Source organism: Paraplanobispora takensis (assembly GCF_016863195.1).
GTDB lineage: Bacteria > Actinomycetota > Actinomycetes > Streptosporangiales > Streptosporangiaceae > Planobispora > Planobispora takensis.
In genome coordinates, this window is the sequence record NZ_BOOK01000058.1 from 1 (window position 1) to 14,642 (window position 14,642).

At 71.9% G+C, this 14,642-nt stretch carries 12 protein-coding genes; 7 read left to right on the plus strand and 5 right to left on the minus strand.

From position 1 onward, the window contains the following. Positions 1-775: HAMP domain-containing protein (locus Pta02_RS34225; RefSeq protein ID WP_203879153.1), on the minus strand; the 775-nt coding region annotated here is incomplete at its 3' end. 97 nt (positions 776-872) lie between these two features. Here Pta02_RS34225 and Pta02_RS34230 point away from each other — a divergent pair. Further along, positions 873-3,341: a SpoIIE family protein phosphatase gene (locus Pta02_RS34230; RefSeq protein WP_203879154.1), complete on the plus strand. Its 2,469-nt coding sequence runs from the start codon at positions 873-875 to the stop codon at positions 3,339-3,341. On the opposite strand, the gene Pta02_RS34235 is transcribed toward Pta02_RS34230, so the two are convergent. After that, positions 3,325-4,134 (minus strand): oxygenase MpaB family protein, encoded by an 810-nt coding sequence (locus tag Pta02_RS34235; protein ID WP_203879155.1) that lies wholly within the window; start codon positions 4,132-4,134, stop codon positions 3,325-3,327. The genes Pta02_RS34230 and Pta02_RS34235 overlap by 17 nt on opposite strands. Before the next feature lie 343 nt (positions 4,135-4,477). On the opposite strand from Pta02_RS34235, the gene Pta02_RS34240 reads away from it, so the two are divergent. The 5 genes from Pta02_RS34240 to Pta02_RS34260 are packed head-to-tail and all read left to right on the plus strand — an operon-like array spanning position 4,478 to position 10,393. Continuing rightward, complete coding sequence (locus Pta02_RS34240) at positions 4,478-5,479, plus strand: ABC transporter permease (protein ID WP_275423640.1); 1,002 nt, start codon at positions 4,478-4,480, stop codon at positions 5,477-5,479. Between the two features lie 20 nt (positions 5,480-5,499). Beyond that, a complete protein-coding gene (locus Pta02_RS34245) occupies positions 5,500-7,275 on the plus strand; it encodes an ABC transporter substrate-binding protein (RefSeq protein ID WP_203879157.1) in 1,776 nt (591 codons plus the stop codon). Between the two features lie 60 nt (positions 7,276-7,335). Continuing rightward, positions 7,336-8,316, plus strand: coding sequence for an ABC transporter permease (locus Pta02_RS34250; RefSeq protein ID WP_203879158.1), 981 nt, complete (start codon positions 7,336-7,338; stop codon positions 8,314-8,316). Positions 8,317-8,330: 14 nt separating this feature from the next. After that, positions 8,331-9,332: an ABC transporter ATP-binding protein gene (locus Pta02_RS34255; RefSeq protein WP_203879159.1), complete on the plus strand. Its 1,002-nt coding sequence runs from the start codon at positions 8,331-8,333 to the stop codon at positions 9,330-9,332. Then, on the plus strand, positions 9,329-10,393 hold the full coding sequence (locus tag Pta02_RS34260) for an ABC transporter ATP-binding protein (RefSeq protein WP_203879160.1): 1,065 nt from the start codon (positions 9,329-9,331) through the stop codon (positions 10,391-10,393). The genes Pta02_RS34255 and Pta02_RS34260 overlap by 4 nt, the downstream gene beginning before the upstream one ends. A gap of 34 nt (positions 10,394-10,427) precedes the next feature. Here the strand turns inward: Pta02_RS34260 and rpe are convergent, their stop codons facing one another. Next, entirely contained in the window at positions 10,428-11,084 is a 657-nt protein-coding gene (rpe, locus tag Pta02_RS34265; protein ID WP_203879161.1) for a ribulose-phosphate 3-epimerase, read from the minus strand. A 117-nt stretch (positions 11,085-11,201) separates the two neighbouring features. Here rpe and Pta02_RS34270 point away from each other — a divergent pair, with 117 nt between their 5' ends. Further along, a complete protein-coding gene (locus Pta02_RS34270; protein WP_239131453.1) occupies positions 11,202-11,906 on the plus strand; it encodes a class I SAM-dependent methyltransferase in 705 nt (234 codons plus the stop codon). Between the two features lie 156 nt (positions 11,907-12,062). Here Pta02_RS34270 and Pta02_RS34275 read toward each other — a convergent pair whose 3' ends face one another. Together Pta02_RS34275 and fmt are read right to left on the minus strand one after the other, a co-directional pair. Continuing rightward, the gene (locus Pta02_RS34275) at positions 12,063-13,703 is read right to left on the minus strand and encodes an RsmB/NOP family class I SAM-dependent RNA methyltransferase (RefSeq protein ID WP_203879162.1); all 1,641 of its coding nucleotides are present in this window, start codon (positions 13,701-13,703) and stop codon (positions 12,063-12,065) included. Between the two features lie 6 nt (positions 13,704-13,709). Then, positions 13,710-14,639 carry a methionyl-tRNA formyltransferase gene (gene fmt / locus Pta02_RS34280; protein ID WP_203879163.1) on the minus strand — a complete coding sequence of 310 codons (930 nt, stop codon included), beginning with the start codon at positions 14,637-14,639 and terminating at the stop codon, positions 13,710-13,712. Positions 14,640-14,642: the final 3 nt, after the last annotated feature.

The following is a 14,642-nucleotide window of genomic DNA, read 5'->3' on the forward strand; positions in this document are numbered from 1 at the left end:
CCACCATCGTGTTCACGGTGAGCTTGAGCTCCAGCAGCTCACCGGTGGCCTCGACGGTCACCTGCCGGGTGAGGTCGCCGCGGGCCACCGCGGTCGTCACCACCGCGATGTCGCGGACCTGGGCGGTGAGCCGGGCGGCCATGGTGTTGACGGCCTCGGTGACGTCGCGCCAGCTGCCCGACATGCCCTGGACCTTGGCCCGGCCGCCGAGGCGGCCCTCGGTGCCCACCTCGCGGGCCACCCGGGTGACCTCCCCGGTGAAGAGCGCGAGCTGGTCCACCATGCGGTTGACGGCCTTGCCGGTGCGCCGCAGGCCTCCGCGCAGGGGGCGGTTGTCCTCCTCCAGGTCGACCCGCTGGCTCAGGTCGCCGTCGGCCACGGCGTCGAGCACGCGGGCGGCGTTGGCCATGGGGATGACCAGGGCGTCGATGAGGGAGTTGGCCGACTCCACGCAGGTGGCCCATCCCCCGGTGCCGGGGCTGGCGGTGAGCCTCTCGTCGAGGTGCCCCTGCCGGGCGACCTCGCGGCGGACCCGGGCGAGCTCGTCGGCCAGGTGCCTGTTGCGATCGGCCACCTGGTTGAACACGGTCATGATCTCGGCGAGCAGGCCGTCCCCGCGGGGGTCGAGCCGGGTGCGGAAATCACCGTCGCGCAGCCCGGCGAGGGAGACGAGGAGGGGACGCAGATCGGATTCGGGCAGCCAGTAGCGGTCCGGAGGCGAGCCATGGCCCGCCGGGTCCGGATGGGGGGACTGCCCGGCAGTTGTGAGTTCCATGAGGTCTTCTCGATAACTCAGCGCACGTGAACCTCGTCAGTCTGTCACTGTGTCAGTGAACATGTGTGCACATCGAGTGATGTTCTAGGGAGGAGAAGTGGAGGACCCACTTGTCGCACGCGCCCTGTTCGATCACGGTTCAGGTGCGCCGTCCGACGCCCGGCGCTTTGTCGCGCACACGTTGACCAGGTGGGACGTCACGGAGAAGATCGACGACGCGGTCCTGCTGACCAGCGAGCTCGTGACCAACGCCGTGATCCACGCCGGGACCGGGGCGGAGGTCGTCTGCCGGCTGGACGGGGGGCGCACCGCCGTGCAGGTGGAGGTCGAGGATCTCCATCCCGCGCGGCCCGTCCCCGACGCCCCGCCGCAGGACCTGCCGCCGGAGGACCGGGTCAGGGGGCGCGGGCTGGCCCTGACCCGGCTGATCTCCGACTCCTGGGGGGTGACCTACACCCGCACAGCCAAGCGCGTCTGGTTCCGGCTGGACCTGATGCGCGGCGGGGTCGCCGCCGGGGTGCGCTCGGCCGGGGCCGTACCGGCCGACCTCACCGCTCCCCTGAGCACGCTGCGGATCGCCGTGGCCGCCGTCGGGCCCGACCGCAGGGTCGTCCACTGGGACGACGCCGCGCACGCCCTCCTGGGATGGAGCGCGCAGGAGGTGCTGGGCCGGGACTTCGAGGACCTGATCGAGTGGCCGGACGACCACGCGCTCTCCTTCGGCGAGGCGCTCGCGGTGGGACGCTGGCAGGGGTGGTGCGCCGCGCGCGACCGCTCCGGCCGGCCGGTCCCCCTGTTCGTCTCCCACCTGCGCGCAGAGGGGGTCGCCGACGGTCCCCGTACCGTCTGGCTGATGGTCCCCCGGCAGCACGAGTACGTGCTCACGGCCCCCGCCGCGCGACCGCGCCGCCCCGCCGCGGACGAGCTTCCCGGCCACCGGGCGCTGCAGGAGGTCCTGGCCGACACCGGGCACATCGACGCCCTTCTCGGCCGGGTGGCCGAGATCGTGCTGGGCATGGCCGACGGGGACGCCTGCCACGTGCTGCTGCCGCGCGAGGAGACCGGCCGCCTCGGGATCGCGGCCGTGGCCGGATCCGCGCGGCCGTCGGCGGACCTGCCCTCGGAGGGGTTGTTCGACACCGCCAGGGCGTCCGTGCGCCCCTTCGTCCTCGACGACGCCCAGCCCGGTCAGACCGGGCTGGACGGCGACTTCCGGAGCCTGGTGTCGGTCCCCCTCGTGACGGACGAGCGGGTCGTGGGCTTCGTCGTGGTGACCGCCTCGCGCGCCGGGGCCTTCGACGACCGTGTCGCGGCGGGGCTGCAGCGCGCCGCCCACCGGATCTCCGCGGCCGTGGACCGCGCGCAGCTGGCGGAGACCGAGCGGGCCAGGCGCGGGTGGCTGACGTTCCTGGCCGAGGCCAGCGACCTGCTGACGGGCATCCTGGACGAGAACCTGGTGGCGGTTCTGGCCACGCAACTGCTCGTCCCCCGGATCGCGACGTGGGCCGCCGTCTATCTCGTCGACGACTTCGACCTCCGGCTGGCGCACGCCTGGCACGCCGAGGAGGAGCACAACGAGACCCTGGGCACGCTGCTGGCCAAGCAGTCCCCGCCCAGGGCGCAGGGCGGGTGGGAGTGGCCGGCCGGGCTGGAGGGGTCGGGCGCCGTGCTGGTGTTCCCGATCGCGATCGGCAACACCGGGATCGGCCGGCTGGTGCTGGGCCGGCGCGACGCCGACGGCCTCACCGGGGAGATCGTGCGGCTGACCGAGGACCTGTGCCGTCGTCTCGCCCTGGCCGTCCACATCGCCCGGCAGTACAGCCGGGTGGCCTCGACCTCGCACATCCTGCAGCGCAGCCTGATGCCGGTCGAGATGACCGAGATCCCCGGGGTGAGCTGCGCCGTCGTCTACGAGCCGGCCGGGGAGGGCAGCGAGGTCGGCGGGGACTTCTACGACGTCTACGCGGCGGGCGAGGACCGGTGGGTCTTCGCGCTCGGCGACGTCTGCGGCAAGGGGCCCGAGGCCGCGGCGGTCACCGGCCTGGCCCGGCACGCCCTGCGCCTGCTGGCACGTGACGGGTACGGCCCCGCGGCGATCCTGAACCGCCTCAACTCCCTCATCCTGGAGGACGACGGCCGCAACCGGTTCCTCAGCATGATCTGCGGGGAGCTGCGCGCCCGGCCCGGCGGCGGGGTCAGCTGCACCCTGTGCTGCGCGGGGCATCCGCCGCCGCTCATGATGCTGCCCGAGGGCACCGTGCGCGTCCCGGCGTCCTCACAGCTGCTGGTCGGCCTGCTCGACGGCGAGGAGTTCTTCGAGGAGGGCTTCGACCTCGAACCGGGCAGCACGCTGCTGTGCGTGACCGACGGCGTCACCGAGCGGCGGTCGGGCGGCCGGCTGCTCGACGACGGCGACGGGCTGACCCGGATGCTCTCCCGGTGCGTCTCCATGCCCGCGCGGGCGATCGCCGAGCGGCTGCGTCAGGCGACCCTGGACTTCTCTCCCGACCCCCCGCAGGACGACTTCGCCCTCCTCATCCTGCAGGCCGTCACGCCGCGTCGTTGAGCCGCCGGGCGCGCCGGGCGTCGGGGGCGTACCTGACCGGCTCGGGGACCAGCCCGATCCCCGTGTGCAGGGTCTTGAGCGTGGCCGTCGCCCACAGGTCGCCCAGGGGCGTGGCGGGCAGGCCGTACATCCTGCGCGCCCACCGCGGCAGGGTGGCGAAGGCCAGCAGGGTGAGCGCGGGGAAGATCGGCTTGAGCGGGATGAGATAGGCCGGCAGCGGGGCGTTGAGCGACTGGCGCAGCGGGTGGGCCGCCTCGGGCACCAGGCGCAGCCCGGGACGGCACGCCTCGATGTAGTCGCGCATCTCCCCGACCGAGCCGGGGACGTCCTCGGGCGCGAGGCCGACGACCTCGGCGGCGCGGCGCCACTCGGCCACGAACCGGTCGGCCTCGGCGTCGGTCAGGCGCACCCCGGCGCGCCGGGCGACCGACAGGTAGGAGTCGACCTCGCCGACGTGGACCCAGCGCAGCGCGTCGGGCTCGTCCAGCCGGAAGCGCTCCCCGGTGTCGGGGTCGAACGCGGTGAGCTTGGAGTGGATCTTCCGCACCCGGGCTCCGGCCCGCGCGACCTCCGCGCTCGTGCCGTAGGTGCGCACCCTGACGAACTCGGTGGTGCGCGTGAAGCGGGCCCACGCCTCCGACGGGTCCATCAGCGCCGAGTTCTGGATCACCCCGCGCATCGCCCGCGGGTGCAGCCCCTGCATCAGCAGCGCCCGGAAGCCTCCCACCAACAGGATCGGCTCCCCCATCACCCGCCACGTCACCGAACCCGGCCCGAACAGCCCGTGGTCCATCGGCCACCTCCTCGTAAGTGGATAGTTACCCTACCGGGGCGTAACTCACACCCGCATGCGGGGGCGGCCGGCGTTCGACGAAACCGTGACATTCCCCGGACGGGATCGCGACAACGGCGTCACGGACACGTCATCACCATGTCACAAATCCGTGAAAAGCAGCTCTCGGGGGACTTCGATTTTTTCACCTATTTCCGGAGGGAGGTCAACGGAATTCCCGCAACAACCCCATCGAATTTTCGCAACAATAAAATGAGCGGCCTCCGGTCCATTGCCGGGAGCCGGTGATTTTGCGATGGTTCCCCCATATCCCGACCAGCGTGATCCTGGGGGTAGCCGCACGATGACGATCCCTGTGCCTGCCGCGGCGGAGCATGGAACCACGGTTGACGTCAAGCCTCCGGAAACGGTCGGCCGCTCTCCTGGACGGCTGATGTGGCTGCGTTTCCGGCGGGACCGGACCGGCATGATGTCGGCCGTGGTGGTGATTTTCTTCTTTCTGGTCGCCGCCCTGGCCCCGGTCATCTCCTGGGTCTACGGAAAGGATCCGTACACCCTTTACGGGCAGGACACTCCGGGACTGCTGAACGAGTACGGATATCCGGTCCTGCCCAACGGCGGGGTCAGCTCCGAGTTCTGGTTCGGCATCGAGCCGGGACTGGGCCGGGACGTCTTCACCCAGCTCGTCTTCGGGATCAGGACCTCGCTGCTGATCGCCGCCGCCGCGACGCTCCTCACCGTGGCCATCGGCATCGTGATGGGCATCGTCGCCGGGTACGCCGGCGGGAGGACGGACTACGCCATCGGCCGTCTGATCGACATCACGCTCTCCTTCCCCGCCACGCTGTTCATCATCGCGTTCATGCCGGTCGTGGAGAACGTCTTCGTCAGCCCGGAGGAGGAGACCCCCGTCTGGCTGCGCGCGGTGACGCTGATCCTCATGCTGACGATCTTCCAGTGGGCCGGCATGGCCCGGCTCCTGCGCGGCCAGGTGCTCTCCCTGCGCGAGCGCGAGTTCGTCGAGGCCGCCCGGGTCACCGGGGCCTCCCCCACCCGCATCGTCTTCAAGGAACTGCTGCCCAACCTGTGGACGCCGATCCTCATCCAGGCGACGCTCCTGCTGCCCGCCCTCGTCACGGCCGAGGCGGCGCTGTCGTTCCTGGGCGTCGGCATGATCGAGCCCATCCCCGACTGGGGCCGCATGTTCCTGCGCGGCACCCAGGTCTACCAGAACGACATCACCTATCTGGTCTTCCCCGGAGCCGCGCTGGTGATCTTCGTGATCGCGTTCAACCTGCTCGGCGACTCGGTCCGCGACGCCTTCGACCCAAAGATCAAGCGTTAGCCCCCCGCGATAGGAGAAAGATGAGAGTCCGCGAACGGTCAGCGGTGGCGGTACTCGCCGTCGGCCTGCTCATGCTCACCGGCGCCTGCGCCGAGGGCGGCCAGGGCGCCCCCGCCGCCTCCGGTGACGCACCCGCCGCCTCGGCCGAGCCGTACAGGCCACCGACGATCACCGTCGGCACGGCGGACGACTCCAGGGGGCCGGCCATCGCGCCCGAGGGCGTCGTCAAGGGCGGCACCGTCACGATGATCGACAGAGACGACTTCGCCCACTTCGACCCCGCGCAGAGCTATGTCAACACCGCGACCAACTTCGGCCTGCTGATCCACCGCGGGCTGACCGGCTACAAGCGCGTGGCCAAGGGTGACTACAGGCTGGTCGGCGACCTGGCCACCGACCCCGGAACCCCGTCCGACGGCGGCAAGACCTGGACCTTCACCCTCAAGGACGGGGTGAAGTGGCAGGACGGCTCGCCGATCACGTCCGAGGACGTGAAGTGGACGATCGAGCGGAGCTTCGCGTCGTTCATCACCCAGGGCCCGACCTACATCCAGCAGTGGCTGACCGAGACCGACCACAAGAAGGCCTACCAGGGCCCCTACGACGGCAAGCGCCTGGACGCCGTCGAGACGCCCGACGACAAGACGGTCGTCTTCAAGTTCAAGACGCCGCACGCCGACGCGAACTACGCCTTCGCGATGGGCGGGTACGCCATCGTGCCCAAGGCCAAGGACACCAAGGAGAAGTACGACAAGGAGCCCTTCTCCAGCGGGCCGTACATCATCAAGAGCCACATCGTCGACAAGTCGATCGACCTGGAGCGCAACCCGAACTGGGACGCGGCGACCGACCCGATCCGCGGCGCCTACCCGGACAAGTGGCGCATGGAGTTCGGCCAGGAGGCCCTGCAGATCACCGACCGCCTCATCGCGGACGCGGGACCGGACCAGACGACGTTCACCTTCTACGCCAACGTCCCGCCGGAGCGGCTCCAGCAGGTCCTCGGCGACGCCTCGCTGGCCCCGCGCCTGCTGAAGAGCCCCTCTCCCTACGGCAACTACTACTACTTCAACCTCGACCGGGTGAAGGACGTCAAGATCCGCCAGGCGATCAACCACGCCTGGCCGGCCAAGCAGATCCAGCAGCTCTACGGCGGCCCGGCCGCGGCGGCGCTGCCCACCACGATCCTCAACGAGAACACCACGGCCGGCTACGAGCCCTACGACCTGTTCGGCAAGACGACCAAGCCCGAGGGCGACATCGCCAAGGCCAAGGAACTGCTGGCCCAGTCGAGCAACCCGAACCCGACGATCGTCTACGCCTACAACCAGACGCCGCTGCAGGAGCAGATCACCGTCGCGATCAAGAGCTCCCTGGAGAAGGCCGGGATCAAGGTCGTGGCCAAGCCGCTGGACCGCAAGACCTACTACGACTCCATCGGCCTGGTGAAGAACGACTTCGACCTGTACTGGGGCGGCTGGGGAGCCGACTGGCCCTCGGGCTCCACGGTCCTGCCGGTCATCTTCGGGCCCGTCGCCGACGGCGCGCCGAACTACGCGCACCTGAAGGACCCGGCGCTCACCGAGGAGATGGAGAAGATCACGGCGATGACCGACCTCGACGAGGCGAACGCCGCGTGGATGGCGCTGGACAAGAAGGTCCAGGAGACGATCACCCCGCTGGTGGTCGCCGAGAACCGGATCGCCAACACCCTCCACGGCTCCAAGGTGGGCGGCGCCGAGATCGACCCGCAGTTCTGGATCGTCTCCCCCAACACGATCTTCGTCAAGCCGTGACCGCGCCCCGGGGCGCCGCCGCGCGGCGGCGCTCCGGCCACTGCCTCCGGGAAGCAGCCGATGCTCCGTTTCCTCACCCGCCGCACCCTCGGCGGGATCCTCACCCTGCTGATCATCTCCGCCGTCACGTTCTTCCTGTTCTTCGCCGTGCCCGCCGACCCGGCCCGGCTGGCCTGCGGCAAGGTCTGCCCGCCGGAGCTGCTGGAGCAGGCCCGCCACAACCTGGGCCTGGACCAGCCGCTGTTCGCCCAGTTCACCGCCTGGCTGACCGGGATCTTCGCCGGGCGCGACTACGGCGGGCTGGGGTACTGCCCCGCGCCCTGCCTGGGCTACTCCTTCGTCAACCGGGCGCCGGTCTTCGAGACGATCCTGGACCGGCTGCCGGTCACCGTCTCCCTCACCATCGGCGCGGCGGCCGTCTTCCTGGCCTTCGGCGTCGCCACCGGCATCGTCGCGGCGCTGCGCCGGGGCCGGCCGACCGACAAGATCGCCAGCGTCTCGTCACTGGTCGGCGCCTCCCTGCAGATCTACTTCGTCGGCACGCTCGCGCTGTACTTCCTGGTCTACAAGAACCAGATCCTGGCCCGGCCCCGGTACCTGCCCTTCACCGAGGACCCGCTCGGCTGGGCGGCCGGGCTGACGCTGCCCTGGATGGTGCTGGCGATCATCTTCACCGCCAACTACACCCGGATGACCCGCTCGACGATGGTCGAGCAACTCGGCGAGGACTACGTGCGCACCGCGCGGGCCAAGGGCATGCCGGGGCACAGCGTGGTGCTGCGCTTCGCGCTGCGCGGCACCCTCATCACCATCGTCACCATCTTCGGCGTGGACCTGGGCGCGCTCATCGGCGGCGCGATCATCACCGAGACCACCTTCGGCCTGCAGGGGCTCGGGCGGCTGTCCCTCAACGCCGTCACCGACTCCGACCTGCCGGTCCTGATGGCCACGGTGCTCGTGGCCGCCGCGGCGATCATCGTGTTCAACATCGTCGTGGACCTGCTGTACGCCTTCATCGACCCCCGAGTACGGCTGAACTAGGAGCCTGGGAGACCGTGTCAACCCCGTTTCTGTCGGTCCGCGACCTGATCGTCGACTTCCACACCGAGGACGGCGTCGTCCACGCGGTGGACGGCCTGTCCTTCGACGTGGACAAGGGCACCACACTGGGCATCGTCGGCGAGTCCGGGTCCGGCAAGTCGGTGACCAACCTGGCCGTGCTCGGCCTGCACGACCCGGAGACCGCCAGGATCAGCGGCGGGATCACGCTGGACGGCGAGGAGCTCATCGGCGCCTCCCGCTCCACGATGGAACGCATCCGCGGCAACAAGGCCGCCATGATCTTCCAGGACCCGCTGACCTCGCTCTCGCCGTACCACACCGTCGGCAGGCAGATCGGCGAGGTCTTCCGCCGGCACACCGGCGCGAGCCGCGCCGCCGCCCGGGACCGGGCGATCGAGATGCTCACCCGGGTCGGCATCCCGCAGCCCAAGACCCGCGTCGACGACTACCCGCACCAGTTCTCCGGGGGCATGCGGCAGCGCGCGATGATCGCGATGGCCCTGGTCTGCGACCCGGACCTGCTGATCGCCGACGAGCCCACCACGGCACTCGACGTGACCGTGCAGGCCCAGATCCTCGACCTGCTGCGCGACCTCCAGGAGCAGACCGGCACCGCGATCATCCTGATCACCCACGACCTGGGCGTGGTGGCCGCCACCGCCCACGACGTGCTGGTGATGTACGCCGGGCGGGCGGTGGAGCGCGGCACCGTCAGGGAGATCCTCGGCGAACCCCGCCATCCCTACACCTGGGGCCTGCTGGCCTCCATGCCCCGGCTGAGCGCCCCGGTCGACCTGCCGCTCCGGCCGGTGCGCGGCACCCCGCCGAGCCTGCTCAACGTGCCCCCCGGCTGCCCGTTCCACCCCCGGTGCGACTATCCCGATCTGGCCGGGCCCGAGCTGTGCCGCACCGTGCGGCCCGAACTGTCCCCCCACCGCGGCCACGGCGACGCCTGCTATCTGACCCTCGCCCAGAAACGGGAGATCCACCGGTGAAGCGAACCGACACGAGCGGCGCGGGACCGCTGCTGGAGTTGTCCGGGCTGAAGAAGCACTTCCCGATCAAGAGCGGCACGCTGGTCAGACGGCAGGTCGGGCGGGTCCACGCGGTGGACGGCATCGACCTGGCCGTGCACGCCGGGGAGACCCTCGGCCTGGTCGGCGAGTCCGGCTGCGGCAAGTCCACCACCGGGCGGCTGGCCGCGCGGCTGCTGGAGCCCACCGCGGGCTCGATCAGGTACGGCGGGCGCGAGATCGGCCACGCGAGCCGCAAGGAGCTGAAGCCGATCCGGGCCGAGATTCAGATGATCTTCCAGGACCCGTACTCGTCGCTCAACCCCCGGCACACCGTGGGCGGCATCATCCGCGGCCCGATGGAGATCAACGGCATCGACCCGCCGGGCGGCCGGGATCGGCGGGTCCGGGAGCTGCTGGAGATCGTCGGCCTCAACCCCGAGCACTACAACCGCTTCCCGCACGAGTTCTCCGGGGGCCAGCGCCAGCGCATCGGGGTGGCCCGGGCGCTGGCGCTGAACCCGAAGCTGATCGTCGCCGACGAGCCGGTCTCGGCCCTGGACGTCTCCATCCAGGCCCAGGTCGTCAACCTGCTGCAGAACCTCCAGCGCGAGCTGGGCATCGCGTTCCTGTTCATCGCCCACGACCTGGCCGTGGTCCGGCACTTCTCCCAGCGGGTCGCGGTCATGTATCTCGGCAAGATCATCGAGATCGCCGACCGGGAGTCGCTCTACGAACGCCCCCGCCACCCGTACACCCACGCACTGCTGTCGGCCGTGCCCGAGGTGGAGGTGGAATCGGAGGCGGTGCCGATGTCCCGCGAGCGCATCCGCCTGGCCGGGGACGTGCCCTCCCCGATCGATCCGCCGTCGGGCTGCCGGTTCCGCACCCGCTGCTGGAAGGCCCAGGACAGGTGCGCGACCGAGGAGCCGCCGCTGATCCGGCTGGGGGGCAACCGGGAGGGCCACCTGACCGCGTGCCACTTCCCCGAGGAGCCGACCGTCCACGGCCGGGACGTGGTGCTGGACCCGGCGCTGGCCTGAACCGCTCTCAGTGCGCGCCCGGGGCGGCGGCGGCTCAGACCTTGGCGGCCAGCTTGCGCAGCTCCTCCACCGCGCGGGCGGGCTCGTCGGCGCCGTAGACCGCGTTGCCCGCGACGAAGACGTCGGCCCCCGCCTCGGCGCAGCGCTCGATGGTGTCGGCCGCCACCCCGCCGTCGACCTGGAGCCAGATCTGACCGCCGTGCCGCTCGATGAGCGCCCGCGCCCGGCGGATCTTGGGCAGCACCACGTCGAGGAACCTCTGACCGCCGAATCCGGGCTCGACCGTCATCAGCAGCAGCATGTCGATCTCACCGAGCAGGTCCTCGTACGGCTCGACGGCCGTGGCCGGGTTCAGCGCGAACCCCGCCCGCGCCCCGGCGGCGCGGATCTGCCGCAACGTCCGGACCGGAGCCTTGGCCGCCTCGGCGTGAACGGTCACGCTCCCGGCTCCCGCCTCGGCGTAGGCGGGGGCCCAGCGGTCCGGGTCCTCGATCATGAGATGACAGTCCAACGGCAGGGACGTCGCCTTGAGCAGGGACTCCACGACTGGCAGGCCGAGCGTCAGGTTCGGCACGAAGTGGTTGTCCATGACGTCCACGTGCAGCCAGTCGGCGTTGGAAACCGCCGCGGCCGCCTCGGCGAGGCGGGCGAAGTCGGCGGACAGGATGCTGGGCGAGATCTGTACGGCCATGATGGTCCGAGTCTATTGGTCCCCCTGTCCCGGGTACGGCGTGGGGCCGAACACCGGTGATCGGCCCTCGTCCGGCATCTTGACTTCAGGTGCACGTGAAGTCGTTGACTGGCGACCGTGACGACGACGGGTACGGCTCTCAAGCGGCGTGTGATCAGGGCAGTGGTGGGCCAGTTCGGCCATCCCCGTGGCATCGCCGGGCGGGCGGCCGGCTGGGTCATGGCCCATCGCCGTTCCAATCGGCAGCGCAACGGGTGGGTGGTGTCGCTGCTGGACGTGCGGCCCACGGACCGGGTGCTCGAGATCGGCTTCGGCCCCGGCCTCGCCATCGCCGAACTCGCCGGCCGCGCCACCCGGGGACAGGTGTACGGCATCGACCGGTCGCGGGTCATGGTCCGGCAGGCCGGCCGGCGTAACGCCGCCGGCATCCGCGCCCACCGGGTTCACCTCGCGCACGCCTCCGTCGACCGGTTGCCCGGCTTCGGCGACCCGCTCGACGTCATCATGGCCGTGAACTCCGTGGGGTTCTGGCCCGACCCGGTGCAACGGCTCCGCCTTCTGCGCCGCCTGCTCCGCCCCGGCGGGCGCATCGCCCTCGCCACGCAGCCCCGCGTTCCGGGCGCCACCCGGGACACCACCGACCGGGCCGCCCGAGAACTCCAGGACCTGCTCACCCGGTCGGGCTTCGCCCAGATCCGGACCGAGATCCTCCATCTCGAACCACCGGTCGCCTGCTTCCTCGCCCGGAACCCGCCCCTACGATGGCCCGCCCTACGCTCCTTCCCGCCAGCATGGCCGCAAGGCGACGGCGCCCCGCCCTGAACGGCCCCGCACCCCGACCCCAGCCGCCGTACGAAGGCGCCGGGCATCGGTGCACGGCGTCTCGCCGTACCGGCACCGGTGGCTTGGCTCGAATCCGCGCCGTACCCGGCGCCGACCCCGCCGTAGCCGCCAGTCCCGTGCCCGGTGAGGGAGAGATCAGCGGCGGCGGAGGAGGGCGAGGAACATGGCGTCGGTGCCGTGGCGGTGGGGCCAGAACTGCGCGTACGGGCCGTCGCCCAGGTCCTTGACCTCGGGGAGGTGGGCACGGGCGTCGAGGGTCTCGACGTCGTCGCGGTCACGCAGGACGTCGCCGACCACTGTGACGGTCTCGGCCAGGTGGGGTGAGCAGGTCACGTAGGCGACCACCCCGCCGGGGCGGGCCGCGTCGAGGGCGGAGGCGAGCAGGGCGCGCTGGAGCCGGCCCAGGTCGGGGAGGCTGCGGGGGTCGCGGCGCCAGCGGGACTCGGGGCGGCGGCGCAGAGCGCCCAGACCGGTGCAGGGGGCGTCCACCATGACCCGGTCGAAGGCCCCGGGCCGCCAGGCGGGCTCCGCGCCGTCGGCGACGATCACCCCGGCCTCCCGGGTGGCCTGGTGGACCAGGCGGGCGCGGTGGTACTGCAACTCGGAGGCGAGGAGACGGGCCCCGCCGGGGAAACGCACCGGGGAGGAGCCGTCCGCGGAGGAGGACGCCCCGGCCCGGCCGGACAGGCCGGCGGTGTCTCCGTGGGTGGCCAGGGCGTCCAGCAGGCCCGCCTTGCCGCCCGGACCGGCGCACATGTCGAGCCAGCGGGTGTCGCCGCCGGTCACCGGGACGCGGGCCAGGGCGAGGGCGACGAGCTGGCTGGCCTCGTCCTGTACGGCGGCGCGGGCCTCGGCCACCGCCGGGATGCTCCCCGGGTCGCCTTCGGGGAGATAGGCCGCATAGGGGGAGAACTCCGCGGGTTCGGCACCGGAGGCGAGGAGCTCCTCCACCGTGGTACGGCCGGGACGGGCCACCAGGGTCACCCGGGGGCGCTCGTTGTCGGCGGCCAGCAGGGCGGCCGTCTCGTCGAAGTCGCCGCCGACGGCGTCGCGCAGCGCGGTGACGATCCACCGGGGATGGCTGTGCGCGACCGCCAGGTGGCCGACCGGGTCGTCGGCCGGGTCGGGGGCCACGATCGGGATCCACTGCTCCAGGGAGCGGGTGGCGACCTTGCGCAGCACCGCGTTGGCGTACTTCGACGGGCCGACGCCGACCCTCAGCCTGACCAGGTCGACGGTCGTGCCCACGGCGGCGTGCGGGGGGACGCGGGTCTTGAGCAGCTGGTGCACGCCCAGGCGGATGGCGTCCAGCAGCGGCGGGTCGAGGTCCTCCGGAGGCCGGTCGCTGCAGGCGGCGACGATCTCGTCGTAGGTGCCCAGCCCCCGGAGGGTGCCGTAGGCGAGCTCGGTGGCAAGGCCCGCGTCCCGACCCGACAGGCGGCGCTCACGCAGCAGCGCCGGCATCAGCAGGTTGGCGTAGGCGTCCCGTTCGTCCACGGCGCGCAGCAGGTCGTAGGCGGTGTTTCGGGGCTCATCGTGGACCGGTCTGGACGGGCGTCCTCCCCCGGCGCCGCCACGCCCCCGGGAGCCACCCGGGCCCCGGCCGCGCCCGCCGGAGCCGCCCGATCCCTGACCGCGGCCGCCGGAGCCGCCCGATCCCTGACCGCGGCCTCCGGAGCCCTGCCCGGGGTTGCCGGAGCCTCGGCCGCCGGAGCCCTGCCCGCGACCGCCGGACCCACCGTTCTGGCGGCCTGCGCCGTTCCCCCGATCACTCATGATGTGTCAGACCAGCCGATCCTCGTCGGTGGGCCGCACGCCGCGTGCCCACTCCCCCGCGGTCATCAGGCGCTTGCCCTGCGGCTGCACCTCGCCCAGTTCGACCGGGTGGGTGGCCGTGCCGACCAGGACGGAGTTCTTGGACACCGCCAGCGCGCCGGGGGCGAGGTCGGCGGCGCCGGGCGCGGGCCGTACCGGGCCGAGCTTGACCCGCTGGCCGCGGAACTCGGTCCACACGCCGGGGGCGGGAGTGCAGGCGCGGACCAGGCGGTCCACCCGCATCGCGGGGGCGGACCAGTCGACCCGGGCGTCCTCGACGTTGATCTTCGGAGCCAGGCTCACTCCCTCGGCGGGCTGCGGGCGGGCCTCCAGGGTGCCGTCCTCGATCCCGTCGATGGTGGCCGCCAGCAGCCCGGCGCCCGACTCGGCCAGCCGGGCCAGCAGCTCGCCGCTGGTGTCGGTGGCGCGGATCTCCTCGGTGACCATGCCGTAGACCGGGCCCGCGTCGAGTTCCTTGACGATCTGGAAGGTGCTCGCGCCGGTGATCTCGTCGCCGTGCAGGACGGCGTGCTGCACGGGGGCGGCGCCCCGCCAGGCGGGCAGCAGCGAGAAGTGGAGGTTGATCCAGCCGTACCGCGGGATGTCGAGCGCCGACTGGGGCAGCAGAGCGCCGTAGGCCACCACGGGGCAGGCGTCCGGGCCGATCTCCCGCAGCCGCTCCAGGAACGCGGGATCACCCGCCTTCGGCGGACGCAGGACCTCCAGCCCCGCCTCCTCCGCCAGTTCGGCCACGGGGCTGGGATGGACTCTGCGGCCCCGGCCCGAAGGCGCGTCCGGGCGGGTCACGACGGCCACGACCTCGTGGCGCGGCGAGTCGAGCAGGGCGCGCAGCGCGGGCAGGGCGGTGTCCGGAGTTCCGGCGAAGACCAGGCGCAAGGT